Origin of the sequence: Terribacillus saccharophilus (assembly GCF_046592895.1) — a bacterium.
In the GTDB taxonomy this organism is placed as follows: domain Bacteria; phylum Bacillota; class Bacilli; order Bacillales; family Amphibacillaceae; genus Terribacillus; species Terribacillus saccharophilus_D.
This window is the reverse complement of record NZ_JAWVPU010000002.1, coordinates 922,505-941,028: the sequence shown is the minus strand read 5'-3', so window position 1 is coordinate 941,028 and position 18,524 is coordinate 922,505. Positions and strand designations below refer to the sequence as shown.

The 18,524-nt window shown below is 46.8% G+C and carries 18 protein-coding genes; 15 read left to right on the top strand and 3 right to left on the bottom strand.

The window, feature by feature from the left end; all coding sequences use genetic code 11:
• Positions 1 to 30: 30 nt before the first annotated feature.
• Positions 31 to 597: a 16S rRNA (guanine(966)-N(2))-methyltransferase RsmD gene (rsmD, locus tag SFC66_RS10510; RefSeq protein WP_411218633.1), complete on the top strand. Its 567-nt coding sequence runs from the start codon at positions 31 to 33 to the stop codon at positions 595 to 597.
• Entirely contained in the window at positions 597 to 1,070 is a 474-nt protein-coding gene (gene coaD, locus SFC66_RS10505) for a pantetheine-phosphate adenylyltransferase (protein WP_411218632.1), read from the top strand. The genes rsmD and coaD overlap by 1 nt, the downstream gene beginning before the upstream one ends.
• Here coaD and ylbJ read toward each other — a convergent pair.
• The gene (gene ylbJ / locus SFC66_RS10500; RefSeq protein WP_411218740.1) at positions 1,067 to 2,266 is read right to left on the bottom strand and encodes a sporulation integral membrane protein YlbJ; all 1,200 of its coding nucleotides are present in this window, start codon (positions 2,264 to 2,266) and stop codon (positions 1,067 to 1,069) included. The genes coaD and ylbJ overlap by 4 nt on opposite strands.
• A gap of 168 nt (positions 2,267 to 2,434) precedes the next feature.
• Between ylbJ and SFC66_RS10495 the strand changes: the two genes are divergently transcribed.
• Positions 2,435 to 3,457 (top strand): SepM family pheromone-processing serine protease, encoded by a 1,023-nt coding sequence (locus tag SFC66_RS10495; RefSeq protein ID WP_411218631.1) that lies wholly within the window; start codon positions 2,435 to 2,437, stop codon positions 3,455 to 3,457.
• Between the two features lie 35 nt (positions 3,458 to 3,492).
• Here SFC66_RS10495 and SFC66_RS10490 read toward each other — a convergent pair whose 3' ends face one another.
• Positions 3,493 to 4,683 (bottom strand): nucleotidyltransferase, encoded by a 1,191-nt coding sequence (locus SFC66_RS10490; RefSeq protein ID WP_411218630.1) that lies wholly within the window; start codon positions 4,681 to 4,683, stop codon positions 3,493 to 3,495.
• Between the two features lie 499 nt (positions 4,684 to 5,182).
• Here SFC66_RS10490 and SFC66_RS10485 point away from each other — a divergent pair, with 499 nt between their 5' ends.
• The 3 genes from SFC66_RS10485 (at position 5,183) to SFC66_RS10475 (ending at position 6,510) form a co-directional block, all read left to right on the top strand.
• Positions 5,183 to 5,698, top strand: a complete 516-nt coding sequence (locus tag SFC66_RS10485; protein WP_411218629.1) for a YceD family protein — start codon at positions 5,183 to 5,185, stop codon at positions 5,696 to 5,698.
• Positions 5,699 to 5,730: 32 nt separating this feature from the next.
• Positions 5,731 to 5,904 carry a 50S ribosomal protein L32 gene (rpmF, locus tag SFC66_RS10480; protein WP_411218628.1) on the top strand — a complete coding sequence of 58 codons (174 nt, stop codon included), beginning with the start codon at positions 5,731 to 5,733 and terminating at the stop codon, positions 5,902 to 5,904.
• A gap of 129 nt (positions 5,905 to 6,033) precedes the next feature.
• Positions 6,034 to 6,510 carry an RsfA family transcriptional regulator gene (locus SFC66_RS10475; RefSeq protein WP_411218627.1) on the top strand — a complete coding sequence of 159 codons (477 nt, stop codon included), beginning with the start codon at positions 6,034 to 6,036 and terminating at the stop codon, positions 6,508 to 6,510.
• 20 nt (positions 6,511 to 6,530) lie between these two features.
• Here the strand turns inward: SFC66_RS10475 and SFC66_RS10470 are convergent, their stop codons facing one another.
• Positions 6,531 to 6,980, bottom strand: a complete 450-nt coding sequence (locus tag SFC66_RS10470) for a GNAT family N-acetyltransferase (RefSeq protein WP_411218626.1) — start codon at positions 6,978 to 6,980, stop codon at positions 6,531 to 6,533.
• A gap of 289 nt (positions 6,981 to 7,269) precedes the next feature.
• On the opposite strand from SFC66_RS10470, the gene SFC66_RS10465 reads away from it, so the two are divergent.
• The 9 genes from SFC66_RS10465 (at position 7,270) to SFC66_RS10425 (ending at position 18,467) form a co-directional block, all read left to right on the top strand.
• Positions 7,270 to 7,653 (top strand): DUF3397 domain-containing protein, encoded by a 384-nt coding sequence (locus tag SFC66_RS10465; protein WP_411218625.1) that lies wholly within the window; start codon positions 7,270 to 7,272, stop codon positions 7,651 to 7,653.
• Positions 7,654 to 7,690: 37 nt separating this feature from the next.
• Entirely contained in the window at positions 7,691 to 9,316 is a 1,626-nt protein-coding gene (gene bshC / locus SFC66_RS10460; protein ID WP_411218624.1) for a bacillithiol biosynthesis cysteine-adding enzyme BshC, read from the top strand.
• A gap of 166 nt (positions 9,317 to 9,482) precedes the next feature.
• The gene (gene mraZ / locus SFC66_RS10455) at positions 9,483 to 9,914 is read left to right on the top strand and encodes a division/cell wall cluster transcriptional repressor MraZ (RefSeq protein ID WP_411218623.1); all 432 of its coding nucleotides are present in this window, start codon (positions 9,483 to 9,485) and stop codon (positions 9,912 to 9,914) included.
• 23 nt (positions 9,915 to 9,937) lie between these two features.
• Positions 9,938 to 10,897 (top strand): 16S rRNA (cytosine(1402)-N(4))-methyltransferase RsmH, encoded by a 960-nt coding sequence (gene rsmH, locus SFC66_RS10450; protein WP_411218622.1) that lies wholly within the window; start codon positions 9,938 to 9,940, stop codon positions 10,895 to 10,897.
• 18 nt (positions 10,898 to 10,915) lie between these two features.
• Positions 10,916 to 11,296, top strand: coding sequence for a cell division protein FtsL (ftsL, locus tag SFC66_RS10445; RefSeq protein WP_411218621.1), 381 nt, complete (start codon positions 10,916 to 10,918; stop codon positions 11,294 to 11,296).
• Between the two features lie 16 nt (positions 11,297 to 11,312).
• Positions 11,313 to 13,451 (top strand): penicillin-binding transpeptidase domain-containing protein, encoded by a 2,139-nt coding sequence (locus SFC66_RS10440; RefSeq protein ID WP_411218620.1) that lies wholly within the window; start codon positions 11,313 to 11,315, stop codon positions 13,449 to 13,451.
• An 82-nt stretch (positions 13,452 to 13,533) separates the two neighbouring features.
• Entirely contained in the window at positions 13,534 to 15,468 is a 1,935-nt protein-coding gene (locus SFC66_RS10435; protein ID WP_411218619.1) for a stage V sporulation protein D, read from the top strand.
• A 162-nt stretch (positions 15,469 to 15,630) separates the two neighbouring features.
• Positions 15,631 to 17,109 carry a UDP-N-acetylmuramoyl-L-alanyl-D-glutamate--2,6-diaminopimelate ligase gene (locus tag SFC66_RS10430; protein ID WP_411218739.1) on the top strand — a complete coding sequence of 493 codons (1,479 nt, stop codon included), beginning with the start codon at positions 15,631 to 15,633 and terminating at the stop codon, positions 17,107 to 17,109.
• Entirely contained in the window at positions 17,106 to 18,467 is a 1,362-nt protein-coding gene (locus SFC66_RS10425) for a UDP-N-acetylmuramoyl-tripeptide--D-alanyl-D-alanine ligase (RefSeq protein ID WP_411218618.1), read from the top strand. The genes SFC66_RS10430 and SFC66_RS10425 overlap by 4 nt, the downstream gene beginning before the upstream one ends.
• Positions 18,468 to 18,524: the final 57 nt, after the last annotated feature.

Here is an 18,524-nt window from a genome sequence, read left to right as displayed (position 1 = left end):
TATACATTGTTTTTTTGAGGAGTGAATGGAATGCGCGTGATAGCAGGAGAGCATAAAGGAAGGGCGTTGAAAGCTGTTCCGAACCAATTGACAAGGCCGACGACGGACAAAGTAAAAGAAAGTTTGTTCTCGGTCCTGGGTCCTTTTTTTGATGGTGGAGAATGCTTGGACTTGTTTGCCGGCAGCGGCGGCCTTGGCATCGAGGCGTTGAGCAGGGGCATGACACAGTGCATTTTTGTCGATAAACAAGGGAAAGCCGTCGAAACGATCAAGCAGAACCTGACTACATTGAAGCTGACAGATCATGCGGAGGTTTATCGTAACGATGCAGTGAGGGCGCTGAAGGCCGTTGCCAAAAGAGACAAGCAATTCGAGCTCATCTTTTTGGATCCGCCGTATGAGAAAATGTCATACGAGGATTTATTGCAGCAAATCGGTGAAGCGGGCATACTGGCTACAGGAGGGCGCGTTGTTTGTGAACACGATGCCAAGAAGGAATTGCCTGAATTACTTGCTGGATTGCAAGCGGTGAAACGGGACGTTTATGGGAATACTACCGCTATTACGATCTATCAAACTGCGCAGGAGGATGAATAATGACGACGGCAATGTATCCGGGGTCCTTTGACCCAGTCACCAATGGACATGTGGATATCATTCAGCGTGCAGCATCGATATTTGAAAAAGTGGTTGTAGCTGTGGCAGTCAATAGCAAGAAAAAGCCGCTCTTCGATGAGGAGGAACGGATGGAGCTATTGCGGCAGTCCCTTGATCATCTACCAAATGTGCACGTTGCCAAAGCGGAAGGACTGACAGTCGAATTCGCCAGGAAACACGATGCAAAAGTATTGATTCGCGGACTGCGGGCAGTGAGCGACTTTGAAAGTGAAATGCAAATCAGCGGAATCAACCGTCATTTGGAGCCGGGATTGGAAACGCTCTTCATAACAGCTGATTCGGCTTATAGCTTTGTCAGCTCCAGCATTGTCAAAGAAGCGGCAAGCTATGGAGCGGATATCAGCAGGCTCGTGCCAGCTCCCGTACAGGAAGCCATCAAACAGAAGTATTAACCAATCAGTCTGCGCTTCACCAGTATCAAAGTAGCAACTGCGAGCATGATGAGGGTGAAAGCAGGTCCAAAAGAGGCAATCGTGCCAAGCAGCTCCATGGATGTATGAGGGGCTGTTTTTTCATGCAAAAATGCAGCCAGGCTCGTTTCTTGATGTTTCAGGTAAAGCGGCCCGAAGAGAATGGCTGCCAATCCCGCCGCAATGAATCCATGCAAAAGACGCGCGAAAAAATACGGAGCAAAGCGGATATCTGTTTCAGCAAGGATGCTTGCGACTTGGGCTTGTACAGAAAAGCCGTTAAAAGCAAGGATGAAGCTGACGATGATCGTAGGGAAGAAGAAATCCGATCCAGCAGCTTGAGCGATCATCTGTCCGCCCATCGTTATTTCGAATAAGCCGGAGAACATGGGGACGACCAATTCACCCGGGATTCCGAACATGCTTGTTAGAAACCGTAAGCCATTTGCCAGGAAATCGGTTATGCCCAAGATGAATAAAAGTTTATTGAAAACCGAGAACATGATGATGAATCCGCCGATCATGAGCAAAGTTTGAATGGAATTGACGACGGCATCGCCAAATATTTTCCCAAAAGGTCTTTTGTCAGCGATCCGTGTTTCATGCAGTTCCCGGAATGCTCTTTTGATGAGCCCTTTTTCCCGGACATACTCGGAGCGAGGTTCTGAGCGTCCATAAAAACGCATGCAAATGCCGACAAGGATATTGCCTCCATAATGCGCTGCGGCCAGAAGTATTCCCAGATTTGCATCTCCAAAAAAGCTCACGGCAATGACTCCGATGATGAATAGCGGGTTGCTGGCATTGGTGAACGATACAAGTCGTTCCGCTTCGGTTTTAGTCAGTTGTTTTTCCTGACGCAGACGGCTTGTCAATTTCGCTCCCGACGGATAACCGCTGGCCATGCCCATTGCCAAAACGAAGCTGCCGACTCCGGGAACATTGAACAAAGGCCGCATGATCGGTTCACAAAATACACCGATGAAGCGTACCATCCCAAAAGCAATCAGCAGCTCTGCAGTGATGAAAAAGGGCAGGAGGGATGGGAAAACGACTTCCCACCACATATTCAATCCCCGCATGCTGGCTTGCAAAGATGGATCAGGGTATCTGATCAAACTGACTGCCAGCAATAATGCTGCCCCGGCCAGCATAACCGACTTCATTTTTTGCACGATTATCCCTCCAGTTCGTGACAACTGTACTTCTTGATTTTGAAGTAGTAAACTTAATTACAGCTTGTTTGTGTTTGTACAGGCTATCTTAACTATACGCGTGCTTAAAAGGGAAATATGCTTCTTCTTCTGAATAAGTTGAGAAAGCGGGCACGGAAGGGGAACTTACAGATGAAACAGAACACGCGTTATATCCTGTTCGTCATCTTGCTGTTGATCATCGTCTTTTGTTTTTCCGGTATTTACAGGATGCCGTATTATGTGTACAAGCCGGGCGCAGCAGATGCTCTTGATCCGATTGTATCGGTTGACGGCAGCGAAAAGAGCGAAGGGGATATGCATCTTGTCACTGTCCGTGGCGGCCAAGTGACACCATTCCAATATGTCATGGCTAAAATACTGCCATACCACCAAATCGAAAAACTAGAGGACGTCATACCTGAAGGTGTTTCCGAGGAGGAATATACACAGGCGCAGCTGATGCAAATGGAAAGTTCACAGGAAGCGTCCACCGTCGTGGCCTATGAAGCAGCAGGTGCTGACATCCAAATCGATTATAAGGGTGTATACGTCGTCTCGGTCGTAAAAGATTTGCCGGCAGATGGTCAACTGAAACAAGGTGACCTCATTACTGCTGTAGATGACCAGACAGTGAAGGAAGCAACGGATTTGACTGATTATGTCACATCCAAAAAAGTTGGCGATACCATCACCTTACAAGTCGAAAGGGATGATAAACAGCAGGCGAAGACTTTGAAGCTTCAAGCACTTCCGAATACAGACAAGCCGGGCATCGGTATCACGCTTGTAACGGATCGCGATGTAACGGAAGATCCTGAAGTCACGTTTTCCAGCGGACAAATAGGCGGACCTAGTGCTGGGTTGATGTTCAGCTTGGAAATTTATGATCAACTGGAAAAAGAAGACCTTACCAAAGGTATGCAGATTTGCGGTACCGGTGAAATAGACTATGACGGGAACGTCGGTCGTATCGGAGGAATCGATAAAAAGGTTGTTGCTGCGGATAAAGAAGGCTGTGCTGTCTTTTTTGCACCAAATGAGCAAGGTGCGAAAGATTCCAATTATCAACTGGCGAAGCAAACAGCAGAGGATATCGATACAGACATGCAAGTCGTACCGGTCGATACGTTTGATGATGCTAAAAATTACTTAGAAAAAATGTCTGCAAAATAAAAAGAAGGATGCATCGCTATGGTGCATCCTTCTTTTTATGTGAAAATCGGCGGCGAGATCTCCTGTCTGCGCGCATCAGCAGCTGTTTTTGGTGCCAATATGCTATAATACGCATCCGATGCTTGCAGTTCCAAGTCGGCGATAGGATGCATGCCATCCTTCAATTGCGTATACAACGGAACTTCAAGCTGTTTTTTTCGTGAAGCAAGGAAGGCCTGTCCTTTTTTCGTCATGCCAAGGACGCGAATGTAAGGAGTATATGGTGCACCTTGAAGAAACGGGCCGACTGTTGGCTTTTGTGTATTGCAAAGCAGGTGAACACAGACGCGCTGCAATCTTGTCCATGTGTATCGTTTCGTTTTAATCAGCGAAAGGAATTGCTGAAAGCTTGTCGATTGCGCGATGTATTTCTTGAAGCGATATTCCAAACCTTCCTCCATGCCTTGTATGTTTCGCAGCATTTCTGCAGACCGTGTCAGGATGAGATAGCGCAACAGTGGAAAATAAGCTTCCCAGCTATGAAGGTTTTCTGTTTCCAGTGAGGCAAGTGTAACGTCTGGCACAGCTTTTTTGACTTCCTGCTTTTTCTTATCCTGCCATGCAGAGCGGATGGAAGTGGCACTTGCGATCGGTCCGGATATGGATTGTTCATGATAGCCTGCTTGAACACGTTTAATCGTATCGACATGCACTGACGCTCCGAGTTTTCCAACTGCTTTCAAATAGGCGAAGCCCAAAATATTATTGGGACTGGTCAAGTCAAGAGAGGACTCCAAGCCGATCGCTTCATACGCTTTCCGATTTGCTTCCGGAAAAGATAAACCGAGCTCCAGCTGCATCTTCAGTTCGTGCGCATGAGCTGCTTGATGTTCTTCCTGAACCGCCAATGCTTGCTGGAATGGTTCGATCGATCCCTCTTCGGAGCCAAAGACAAGCTGATCGACTTGCAGTGCTTGCAGTATCGATACAGCTCCTGCAGCAAACAGGTCTGCATGCTGGACAGCATAAAGAAAAGGCAACTCCACAACCAAATCGATACCAGCAGCAAGTGCTGCCTGTGTCCGGCTGAACTTATCCAAAATGGCAGGTTCCCCGCGCTGTGTGAAATTACCGCTCATGATGGCAATCATAGCATCACAGCCGGTTAATTTTTGAGCCTGCTGTATATGATAAACATGACCGTTATGTAATGGGTTGTATTCGACAATGAGGCCGCATGCGTGCATGGATAGGGCTCCTTTCTGTTTGGATTGGGTATAAGCGATGAATCCCTGCGTGGGGAATACACCCACTCCGGGCTCCCTCACTTATCCCTACGTTTCTAAACGGTTTCTTCCGCTTTTCGGGTGTTGTCTAGCTGCTGAAACCAGAAACTGCGGTATAAGCGATGAATCCCTGCGTGGGGAATACACCCACTCCGGGCTCCCTCACTTATCCCTACGTTTCTAAACGGTTTCTTCCGCTTTTCGGGTTTGATCCAGCTCCGAAAACCAGAAACTGCGCTGTAAGCGATAAATCCCTGCGTGGGGGAGAACACCCACTCCGGGCTTTCTCACTTACCGCTACGTTTCTGAACGGTTTTCTCCGCTTTTCGGGTGTGCTATAATAGAAATAATGTTCTTTACTAAGAATATAGGCTAATTATTGCCTTGGTGTAAAGAAAATATATTGACAAAGCTTCTGTTTTTTTTTACAATTACTTTTGTTGCCATGAGGTGAATTAACGTGAAAATTCCGGTTCAAAAGCTTAAAGCTAAAGGTCTTGAACCTTTCGAATTTACAGAGCAAGTGGATGTGTCAGACATCCAGGGCAAGAATGATATTCGTCGGATTGATCCGGTGAAGGTCAGCGGTCAGGCGACGTCGTATGGTAACGACATAACTGTCAAGTTCGCGATTGATGGCAAGATGATTCTTCCGTGTGCGCGTACATTGGTTGATGTGCCGTATGAATTCCATGTCGATGCGACTGAACTGTTTACTTTGTCTCCATATGCAAGCGCGGATGACGAGTCAGAGATTCACCCTATTGAGGGAGAACTGCTTGACTTGAAACCGTATATAGAGGAAAATATCCTATTGGATGTTCCTTTCCGTGTTTTCTCCGACGATCCGCAGGCATTGGATAATGCCGCGAAAGAAGGAGAAGGCTGGCAGCTTGCCAGTGAGGAAGCACAGCAGGACAAAATCGACCCGAGGCTCGAGAAACTGCAAGCTCTCTTGAAAAAGGACGACGAATAAAGCATTGTAACGATTGAAGGAGGTGTAGGACCGTGGCAGTACCTAAAAGAAGAACTTCTAAAAAAGTAAAAAACCAACGCCGTACACACAAGAAATTGCATGTACCTGGAATGGTAGAGTGCTCTAACTGTGGAGAACTTGCAAAACCACACCACGTTTGCAAATCTTGCGGACATTACGATGGAAAAGCAGTGGTTGAAGCGTAAGAAACAAAGACGACATCTGTCGGCTAAATTGCCGATAGATGTTTTTTTATATTCTATCTTCCTTTTTCTAGTCTAGTATTTTTCCCTCTCGCATACATTGATAGCAGAATACAAGAGGGGGGAAGCATTTTGAAAAGTACAAGACAGGATGCATGGTCGGATAAAGAGGATGTAATGCTTGCAAATACGGTTTTGGATTATATCCAGGAAGGCAAGACGCAGCTCGATGCCTTTCGGGATGTCGCGGTAAAGCTCAACCGGACAGCAGCGGCATGCGGATTCCGGTGGAATGCTTCGCTTCGTCAGTATTATCAAGCGGATATCGAAGTTGCAAAGCAGCAGCGCAAGCAGCAGAATTCTCTAGCGGAAACAGAAGCTGCCCCGACAAAGGATGAGAAAGAATCCGTCAGTTTGGAAGCGGCGATCGATTTGCTTGAAAAAGTGAAGCTGAATATCCAGGTGCCGAAAAAAGAGCCGCTTGAGGAACTGCGCACGCTGCAAGCGGAAAACATCAAGCTCAAGGAACAGATCAAGCGGTATCAGGATGCATGTATTGAAATGGAAAAGCTTTGCCGCTGGGTAATCGAGGAAGCGGAGACAAATTAAAAAGCCCAGATGGGCTTTTTTCATTTTGTCGGCTGCCATGTCATGACGGACAAGTTATCTTCTTGTTTTTGGCTGTCTTTGAAGTTCAGTTTTCTCCAGAAACCTTCCGAGTTGACTCTCGCTTTCGTACGGACTGGTTTTGCGAAAGACTGGACGAATTCGACTAATGAAAGCCCGAGCTTATTTCCTTGGTATGCTGACAGCACTTCGAGTTTTGTTATTTCCACATAGCCTTTTGGAGGATAAAAAGTATTGTCGCGCTGTTCGTTGACGAATGATAATGCCATTCTGGCGGCAAGTTCATTGTCCATGTAGATGCCGTAAAACAATGTATCATCATCACTTTCAATCAGACTGAGCCGGAATTCATCCAGCATCGAAAGCTCCGCGTTCCCCTGTGCAGCAAAGCGTTCGAAATCCTCAGCCGTTTTGTAATTCACCGGTAATTTTTCCACTTTAGCAAATGTCATACAGAATCCCCTCTCCGTATTAAAAATTTTGCTTCATTCGTATGCTTCCAATATATATGAAACCGTTTACAAATTCAAGTGTTATATTTCTTGTATCCATTCAGCCGATTCTTTTGCTAAAATAAACAATTAGGTATGAAAACGATGCGTAACAAAGCGTATTTGCCGTGATCCTGGCAAATGGCCCCTGGTAATATCGTACGCTAACACTTAAACAAGCGGTTACTTATACGGACTTTGCTTACTATAGTATACTTGGACTTATGAAACAGCAGGAGAGGACTAATCCATGACTCATTTAATTGCTTATCTTCTTGCGGCAGCAATCACTGTTCCGCCGCTTGCAACTTGGATATATCATATGGTTGCCCGCCGCATCATCCGCAAAAGGCGGAATGCTTTTCTGCACAGCGTGCAAACTACTGCCGTGTTCTATATCTTTTCTGTTATGATAATGTTGCAAATCATTTTACAGCATACAGTAATCGGTTATATGATAGGATTCCTTGCGGTACTGTTCATCGTGATCGTGCTGATGCATCATAAATATCGCGGCGAAATCGTATTCAAGCATGTGTGGCGGATTTTTCTGCGCATTTGTTTCCTATTATTCGGTCCGCTTTACATCCTGTTGTTGGTGACAGGTGTTATCATCACATTTATCAGACAATAATACATATAACAGATGTCAATATAAAGGAGTACATATCATGGTAATACAACCAATGGGGCTAGTCAGCCCGAATAAATTGGTGACCGATTATCGGGCGGAGCTTCCAGCTCTCATGGATAATTTCGATTTCACCCCATTTTCTAAAGAAAGCTATGCATCAAGGCTGAAGGAGTTGCATGCCCGCAGCTACCCAAGGGAAGCACTCGTGGAGCTTCTGCGCAGACGAAATGAAGAATGGGGAGCTGACGCAAAAGCGCTGGCCAATATCGATAAATTAGCTGATTCCAAAACGGTGGCTGTCGTAGGCGGTCAGCAGGCTGGTTTGTTCACAGGCCCGTTGCTGACATTGCATAAAATCACCAGCATCATAGCACTTGCTTCGGAGCAAAGTGAAAAGCTTGGCACAACCGTCATACCTATCTTTTGGGTGGCAGGAGAGGATCACGATATAGAAGAAATCAATCATATCTACCTCCCGCATGGTAATGGTTTGAAAAAATATAAATGGAAACAGTACGTGACGGAAAAGATAGCTGCTTCCAATATCCAACTGGATGATGACTTGACGCAAGCGTTCCTGCAGGAAGTGATCGCATCCCTGCCGGAGACTGCTTTCACGAAAGATATCCACCGGATCGTCAGTGATATCCTTGTTCAGTCTGATACTTTCGTTGATTTCTTTGCCAAGCTCATTCATCTCTTATACAAAGAAACTGGTTTGGTGCTGATGGATTCTGGCGATGCAGAATTGCGCCAAATCGAGCGTCCTTTTTTCCGGGAGCTGATCACTAAACAGCCTGAAATAAGCAATGGTGTTTACGCTGCATCACAGAAACTCCAGCAGATGGGATATACCGATGTATTGGGTGCCGAAACTGATGACGCTAATCTGTTTTGTTATATTGAAGGGGAAAGAACGCTGCTTGTCCGTGATGCAGACGGTAAATGGCGAGGCAAGGGTGACGAAGCCGTGTTCACGGAAGAAGAACTGCTGCATATAGCAGAATCAAATCCCGAGCTACTCAGCAACAACGTGGTTACACGTCCGCTCATGCAGGATTATCTGCTGCCGGTCCTTGCTTTTATCGCAGGTCCCGGAGAGATTGCTTATTGGGCGAATCTGAAACCGGGATTCAATGCCGTCGGCTTCAAGATGCCGCCAGTCATGCCGCGCCTTTCTTTCACACTGCTGGACAAGAAGACGGAAAAGCTGCTCGATCGTTATCAGGTGAAGCTTGAAAAAGCGGTAACCACTGGCGTTGCGGCAGAAAAGGTTCATTATCTCGCTGCACAGCAGCAGGCGCCGTTAACTGCCATTTCCGAGCAAGTGAAGCAGGCAGTGGCAGATTTGCACGCGCCGCTGCGGCATAGTGCTGCTTCCATCGCTGATGATCTTGGCAAGTTGGCAGAAAAAAATCTTCAGCATTTGGAAGAAGATATCGATTTTCTTGTCAAGCGCATGGAAGCAAGAATCAAAGAACAGCATAGTGTAGCATTATCCCACTTTGATCATATCCAATGTATGCTCCACCCTGAAAATGGGCTGCAGGAGAGAACGTGGAATCTATTTCCTTTCTGGAATATGCATGGTGTGGGGATATGGCGCGAATTAGCGCAGAAAAGCTATGATTTCACCAATGCCCACTATATCGTCAGGTTATAATGAAACAGAAAACGTGTCTGGTCGACGACCAGGCGCGTTTTTTTGTGCAGAAACGTCCGAAAAAGCGCTAGCGAAGGGAGAAAATGCTAGTAAAAAGTGTGAATAATGAGGTGGTGAAATGTGGGGGGATGTGGTACTATGAAAATGGAAAGTGGGGGCGGAGTCTATGTTTATGGGGGAATTTCAGCATTCGGTCGATACAAAAGGGCGTATTATCGTACCCGCCAAGTTCCGAGAAGGCTTGGGGGAGCGTTTCGTACTGACCCGAGGATTGGACCAGTGTCTGTTTGGTTACCCTATGGAGGAATGGAGACTCCTTGAAGAAAAATTGAAAAAGCTGCCATTGACCAAGAAGGATGCCCGTGCATTCACTCGCTTCTTCTTTTCAGGAGCAGTCGAATGTGAGCTTGATAAGCAAGGGAGGATCAATATCCCTGCACCGCTCCGGAAGTATGCGTCGCTTGAGAAGGATGTCGCCATCATTGGTGTATCCGGACGGATTGAATTCTGGGCGGAGAGCGAATGGAATTCCTACTTTGATGAATCTGAGGAATCTTTTGCTGAAATCGCTGAAAATATGCTTGATTTCGATATTTGATGGTAGCCGAAAGGATGTATAACTTGTTTGAACATTATAGTGTGCTGAACAGAGAGACGATTGAAGGACTCGCTGTGAAGCCAGAAGGTACATATGTGGATTGCACCCTAGGCGGAGGAGGTCATTCCGAAGTGATATTGAAGCAGTTATCCGGCAAAGGAAAACTGTATGCGTTTGACCAGGACAAGCAAGCCATCGAAGCCACATCAGCGAGACTCGCGGAATATGGTGATCGAGTCGAATATATTCAGGCGAATTTCCGTCACTTGAAAAGCGAATTGGAGGAAAGAGGCGTCACGGAAGTGGATGGGGTTGTATTCGACCTTGGCGTGTCATCTCCGCAGCTTGACCAAGGAGAAAGAGGATTCAGTTACCAGCACGATGCACCGCTTGATATGCGCATGAACCAGCATCAGGCGCTATCTGCCTACGAGGTGGTCAATACGTGGTCTTACGAACAGCTTGTACGGATTTTTTTCCAGTATGGAGAAGAGAATTTTTCCAAGCAAGTTGCAAGAAAAATAGAGAATAGACGAGAAATGAAACCGATCGAAACAACATTTGAACTTGTGGAATTGATCAAGGAAGCGATTCCTGCACCAGCAAGAAGGAAAGGCGGCCATCCGGCCAAACGGATTTTCCAGGCCATCCGGATTGCCGTGAATGATGAATTGCAAGCATTCCGCGAAGCACTGCAGCAGACAGCAGAGATCGTTGCAGTCGGAGGAAGAGTGTCAGTCATCACTTTCCACTCGCTGGAAGACAGGATGTGCAAACAGGCGTTCAAATCATGGAGTACACCGCTGCCTGTACCGCGCAATATCCCGATATTGCCGGAAGAAAGCAAAGCACCGTTTGCTCTCGTTACGAGAAAGCCGATACTCGCAAGTGACGAGGAATTGGAAGATAACAGAAGATCTCGTTCCGCCAAACTCCGCGTAGCAGAGAAAATAAAACCGTGGAGTTCGCAATTTGAATTTTAATACAGGGGAGGAATAAGCTTGAGCGCAGAACGAGCAAGAAGTTGGCAGCAAGGCAGTCCGGCACAAAGACCGCAGCAGCAGCCTAAACGACAGGTAAAAGTCAAGGTTCACAAAAAGACGTGGATCACACCAGGGGAGAAGGTTCTTTATACATTTTTCAGCTTGATCATCTTGGCTGCAGCAGCTTATTTCGTAACCTTTGCTGCTTCCACGTATAACATCAACCGTGACATGGAAGCACTGGATTCCAAGATCAGCCATCAGCAGGTTGCCAACAAGGACCTGACTTATGAAGTGAAAGAGCTGAGCAAACCGGAACGCATCATCGATATTGCGCGTGATGCTGGTCTGAAAGTGCAAAGTGCAAAAGTGAAAGAAGCAAATAAAGTCTCTGAATAAGAAAGGTACTGTGAAAATGAAAAGAAATAAGACGTCACAAAGAATGGCTTTGATTCTATTATCCATCTTTGCCGTACTTTTTCTTGTCTTAGCTGGACGTTTCTTGTTCATACAAGCCTCTGGTGAAGTAGCTGGGGTTAATTTAAAAAAATATGCGGAAGAAAAACGGACCGACTCGTATCAGCTTGAAGCGACGAGAGGGAAGATTTTAGATCGCAATGGAATGGAGTTGGCGTACGATCAGCCAACTTATTCTATTTATGCGATTGTAGATGAAAGTTATTCTGCCGATAAAGATAACCCGCTTCACGTCACAGATGTGGACAAGACAGCAGAAGAGATTGCGGCTGTCATCGATGGTGATGCAGCTGATATGAAGAAGCGGCTGCAAGAAGGAATCGACGATGGGAAATTCCAAGTTGAATTCGGATCTGCAGGTAAAGGATTGTCACAAAATCAGAAGAAAAAAATCGAAGATCTGAAATTGCCGGGAGTTCAATTCACGGAAGAAGCCAAACGCTTCTACCCGAATGGCACCTTCGCCTCGCAAGTGATTGGCTTGGCACAGCGGAAAGATGGCGTGATAGCAGGCATGACGGGCATCGAACAGCAGCTCAATGATCAGCTTGCCGGGAAAAACGGCAATATAGCCTATGAGCGCGACGGTTATGGTTTTAAACTCCTGAACCCGAGCGAAGAAGTCACCGCAGCTGATGATGGGGATAATGTGTATCTGACAATCGATCAAAAAATCCAAACCTTGCTGGAAGATACACTCTCCCAAGTGGAAGGAAAGTGGAATCCGAAGAAAGTCAGTGCAATCGTCATGAATCCTAAAACCGGTGAAATCGTAGCAATGAGCAACCGGCCAAGCTATGATCCGAACAATCCGGAAAACGTGGAGAACTGGTACAACGATGCCATTTCCAACCCGGTTGAACCAGGTTCGACGATGAAGATGTTCACAGTCGCGTCTGCAATCGAAGAAGGGAAATGGAATCCGGATGATACATTCAAGTCGGGATCATTCAAACCAGATAAAGATACTACTATCAGAGACTGGAATAAGAATGGCTGGGGAACGATAACCTATTTGGAAGGCATGCAGCGGTCATCCAATGTCATGGTAGCGAATCTTGTGGCAAATAAGCTTGGGGAAGATAAGTTTCTTGAGTATCTGAAGAAATTCCACTTTGATCAAAAGGCGGGAATCGATCTGCCTGGCGAGATTCCTGGTACGATTTTATATAACTATCAATCTGAGAAAATCAGTACTTCCTATGGTCAAGGCACGACAGCCACCCCTATTCAAATGATCACGGCTGCCAGTGCCATTGCCAATGACGGTAAAATGGTGAAACCGCATATCATCGACAAAATCGTCGACCCGGATACGAAGGAAGTAGTCGAGGAGAAAAAGACAGAAGTCCAAGCTGAGCCGATATCGAAAGAAACAGCTGATGAAACGATGAAGATATTGGAATCAGTTGTAACGTCGGAACATGGTACCGGTAAACCGTTTAAGCTGGATGATTATAGCGTTGCTGGTAAAACCGGTACCGCTCAAATCCCGAATCCTAATGGCGGTGGCTATATGCAGGGTAAGGATAACTATCTATTTTCTTTCCTCGGTATGGCCCCTGCAGATGATCCCGAACTGATGATGTATGTATCTGTACTGCAGCCTGAATTGGCCGCAACAGAAACTGGCAGTGAACCATCTGCATTCATTTTCAAGAATGTGATGGAAAACGCGCTGCATTATATGGATATCAGTCCCGATCAGACGAATGAAAAAGAAGAAGTCACCGAAACACGCATTCCTGATATTGAAAGCATGTCCACTCGCGCAACGCAGAAAGCGCTGGAGGATACAGGCATGCAAGTGATGGTTATCGGTAATGGGGATAAAGTTGTTAAAACGAATGTGAAAAGCGGCGATGAAGTCCTTGAAGGTGAGCGTGCCATCATTGTAACGGATGAACCATCGATGCCGGATATCACTGGCTGGTCTGTGCGTGAGGTGCTTGAGTTGGGTGAACTGCTCGAGCTGGATGTCGAAACGATCCATAGCGGCTATGCTATGACGCAAAGCATCAAAAAAGGAACGAAATTGAATAAGAACGATTATCTTGCCGTCGAATTCTCGACATAAAGAACCGAACAGTGGTCTATCCGCTTGCGATCGGACATAACATGGATACAAGCCTACCTTTGTACACGAGGGAGAGATTTGTTTGAAACGAGTATCCAATGTTACGATGCGCAAGCGGTTGGTCACTGTTTTTGTTTTGGCTTTCATCGTGTTCCTCATCATAGGATTCCGGTTAGCATACGTCCAGTTCGTCCAAGGCAAGGACTTGGTGGACAAAGCGGAGGATTCCTGGAGCAGGAATATCACGTTCGAGCCAGAAAGAGGCAAGATACTCGACCGCAATGGTGATGTACTGGCAGAAAATGTTTCCGCACCGACTGTCATGGTCGTGCCGCGGCAGATCGAAAATCCAGACCTGACGGCACAGAAGCTTGCGGATATTTTAGGAATGGAAAAGGACAAAGCATTGCAGCATGTCACGAAAAAAGCATCCATAGAAAGAGTTCATCCAGAAGGACGGAAAATTTCAGAGGAGCAGGCAAAAGCCATTCAAGCATTGAACATGAAAGGAGTCTATATCGCAAAAGACTCGAAACGGCACTACCCAAATGGCGATTATCTGTCTCATGTGCTTGGCTTCAGCGGCATCGACAACCAAGGTTTGATGGGTCTGGAAGCATATTATGACGAGGAGCTGAGCGGGGAAGCGGGCAGTCTGTCGTTCTTCTCGGATGCGAAGGGGCATCGTTTAGAGGATATGGCGGATGTCTATCAACCCCCCACTGATGGAAAAAATCTGCAGCTGACGATCGATTCGGATGTCCAGACGATAATCGAACGGGAATTGAATAATGCAGAAGCAAAGTACAATCCTGACGGAGCAATCGCACTGGCAGTGGATCCCGACACGGGAGAAGTGCTAGGTATGTCATCCCGGCCGTCATTTGAGCCGGAGAATTACAAGGAAGCAGACCCTGATACGTATAACAGGAACCTCCCGATTTGGAGTTCTTACGAGCCCGGAAGTACGTTCAAGATCATCACACTTGCATCTGCCCTGGAAGAAAAAGTGGTCGATCTGGAAAGTGACCATTTTCATGACAGCGGCGCCATCAAAGTCGACGGCGCTACACTGCATTGCTGGAAACGCGGCGGACATGGTGATCAAACGTATTTGGAAGTGGTGCAGAACTCCTGTAACCCAGGGTTTGTATCACTGGGGCAAAAACTAGGCACAGACAGATTGTTTTCGTATATAGAAGATTTCGGTTTCGGACAGAAAACAGGCATCGATCTGCAAGGGGAAGGGAAAGGTATATTATTCAATCCAGACAAAATCGGTCCCGTGGAAACAGCCACGACTGCATTCGGACAAGGTGTGTCGGTAACGCCGATACAGCAAGTGATGGGCGTATCAGCTGCCATCAACGGGGGTTATTTGTATGAGCCGCACATAGCAAAGTCCTGGCAGGACCCGGTCACAGGTGACACGAAGACTGCCACCGAGCCAGTGATGAAGCGGCGGGTCGTTTCCGATGATACGTCGGAACAAGTTCGTCATGCCCTGGAAAATGTTGTGGCTAAAGGAACGGGACGCGGAGCTTATCGCGAGGGATTCCGAATCGGCGGCAAAACTGGGACAGCTCAAAAAGTAGGGGAAAACGGAAGGTATATGGATAACAACTATATCCTTTCCTTCATCGGGTTCGCACCTGCGAATGACCCGGAAATCGTCGTCTATCTTGCGATTGATAACCCGAAGAACACGATCCAATTCGGCGGTAAAGTGGCTGCGCCGATTGTTGGCACCATACTGGAGGACAGTCTTCGTTCAATGGGTGTGAAGCCGCAGACAGACGGCTTGGAGAAGTCTTACAGCTGGCCGGAGGAACCGCCAGCAGAAGCCCCGGACTTCATCGGTATGAAAAAACGGGAGCTGACGGAATACTATACAACGCTTGACCTTGATGTGAGCGGGAGCGGCGAATATATCATCGATCAAGAACCAAAAGCTGGTACGAAGCTTGAGGCAGGATCCACCATCCGTCTGTATTTATCGGAAAACCCGCCGGAATAAATCGGATGAACCATTCCTGCAGACATAAATTCTGGTATAATGGGTTCTGGTAAAAAAGATTTTGCTAAGAGATCTTGTAATTACATGAGGTTTTTTCATGCCTCAGTAAAATTTAAAAATACTACAACGAATTTGTAAGGATAAATAAAGGACGTGGCAGCTTTGAAACTTGCAGGACTATTATCCGCATTGCCTTTTTATAAGAAACAGGCGGAACATGAAAACATCGAAATAACCGGATTGACCATCGACTCCCGTGAAATCAAAACTGGCAATCTATTCATTTGCATAGACGGAGCAGTCGTCGATGGACATACTTTTGCCAAGCAGGCCCAGGAGCAAGGAGCAGCAGCTATCCTTGCCCAGCGCCCGCTTGATGACCTGACCATTCCCGTCATTATCGTGAAGGACACGCTTCGTGCATTGGCTCCATTGGCGAACGTATTTTTCAATCATCCCTCAAAAGAGATGAAAGTCATCGGCATCACCGGAACGAATGGTAAAACGAGCATGACATACTTGCTTGAAAGCATATTCCGTGCCAATGAGGGAGCAACTGGTGTAATCGGCACGATCCAGATGAAGATCAAGGACGAAGCATATCCGGTGAAAAACACGACACCGGATGCGCTATTCCTGCAAAAGGGTTTCCGTAAGATGGTTGATGAAGGCGTGGATACGGCGATCATCGAAGTGTCTTCCCATGCTTTGGATCGAGGGCGTGCACATGGCACTGATTTCGACATCGCAGTATTCACCAATCTTTCGCAAGATCATCTGGATTATCATGCGAATTTTGAAGAATACTTCCACGCGAAGAGCTTATTATTTTCTCAGCTGGGTAATACATTCGACCCAGACCATCCGAAATATGCTGTCATCAATGCGGACGATAAGTATGCTGAGGCTTTGATCAAATCAACTGCCCAGCCTGTTTGTACGTATGCGATCGACAAAGAAGCTGATATCATGGCCAAAGATATCAAGCTTGCATCAAATGGCACCAGCTTCCTGCTGCAGACACCGGAAGGCGAAGCCCATATCTCAAGCAAGCTGATGGGCAGGTTCAATGTGTACAACATGCTGGCTGCCGTTGGTGCAGCTATCTGCAGCGGCATTCCTTTTGAAGTGATTTGTGATACATTGCGCAACACAACGGGCGTAGCCGGACGCTTCGAACCTGTCATGGCCGGGCAGCCGTTTGGTGTGATCGTTGACTATGCACATACACCTGATTCTTTGGAAAATGTGCTGATGACGATAAAATCATTCGTCAAGGGCAAGATAATAACTGTGGTTGGCTGCGGCGGAGACCGTGATAAGACGAAGCGCCCGCTCATGGCCGAAAAATCGGTCCTTTATTCGGATATATCCATCTTCACTGCTGATAATCCGCGTACAGAGGATCCCCAGGACATCCTTGAGGATATGATACGTGGTTTGAATTCCGATGCATATGTCGTAGTTCCGGACCGGGCAGAAGCAATTCAGCGCGCCATCGATCTAGCACAAGCGGATGACATCGTCTTGATAGCAGGAAAAGGTCATGAGACTTACCAAATCGTAGGAAGTCAGGTGCTTGATTTCGATGACCGCCTTGTGGCAGCGGAAGCGATCAAGAGAGCAGGTTTAGGAGAATGACGATGCTATTCCAGAGTGACTTGTTATACAGCTTATTCCCTGATACTACAAAGAATCTTGACTTTACGATAACAGAAGTGAATACCGACAGCAGGAAGAATGCACCAGACAGTTTGTTCGTCCCGATCAGGGGGGAACGATTCGACGCGCACGCTTTCATCGAGCAGGCAATCGCACAAGGAGCTGTCGCTTCTCTTTGGGATAAATCAATCCCCGTGCCGGAAGCTGCAGCGTCAATCGTCCTGTTTCTGGTGGACGACACACTGCAGGCATTGCAAAGACTCGCCCAGGCGCATCGTGAAGCAGTCGATCCGATCGTAGTCGGCATTACCGGCTCCAACGGTAAAACGACAACGAAAGATTTAGTGACGAGTGTGCTGAAAGAGAAATATGATGTGCTGGCGACAAAAGGAAACTTGAATAATCATATCGGCTTGCCGCTGACGATTTTATCCATGCGTCCATCTTGTGAAGTACTTGTGCTGGAAATGGGTATGAGCAATTTCGGGGAAATCGAATTGCTTTCCCATATAGCCCAGCCTGATTACGCCATCATCACCAATATCGGGGAGTCGCATATCGAGTTCCTCGGTTCAAGGGAAGGTATTGCCAAAGCCAAGAGTGAGATAACTGCTGGTTTGGCAAAAGACGGCATGCTGATAATCGATGGTGATGAATCGCTTTTAGCTGCTCACCATAGTAAGAAGACAACCATTACATGCGGTTTCGAAGCGCATAATGATCAGCTTCTCACTATCGAAAAAACTCGTGAATCAACAACAGTTTTTTCTGTGAACGGAGAAAATTATACATTTTCCTTGCTTGGTGCGCATAATGTTCGGAATGCAGGCTATGCAATTGTATTAGGCAGACAGCTTGGCCTTACCCAGGAGCAAATCCAGCGGGCGTTGAGCAAGCCGTCAATGACAGGGATGCGAATGGAGCTGCTTGACGGAGTGAATGGTAGCAAAATCATCAATGATGCTTATAATGCTTCCCCGACTTCGATGAAAGCGGCGATACAGACAGTCCAGGGAATGCCATTTGGCAGACGGATCCTTGTACTTGGTGATATTTACGAAATCGGTGCTGAATCAAAGCGCTATCATCGGGATATCGCAACTGTGATCACTACGGATAGTTCCTATGTTTTCACAGTCGGGGAAGATGCAGATGAGATCAGTGCTGCATTGAAAGATGAACGGATGACAGCTATCCACTTTCCAGACAAAGATTCGTTGACTGAGGCGCTCTTGCCATTGTTACAGGAAGATACCATCGTTCTCCTGAAAGCTTCGAGGGGCATGAAGATGGAATCCATACTTGACACAATCGCTGTTATGGAAGAGAATAAATAGCTGGTAATCAAAAGCGGCGCCACTGGCGCCGGCAATGAATTGGACGGGTGCTTTTTA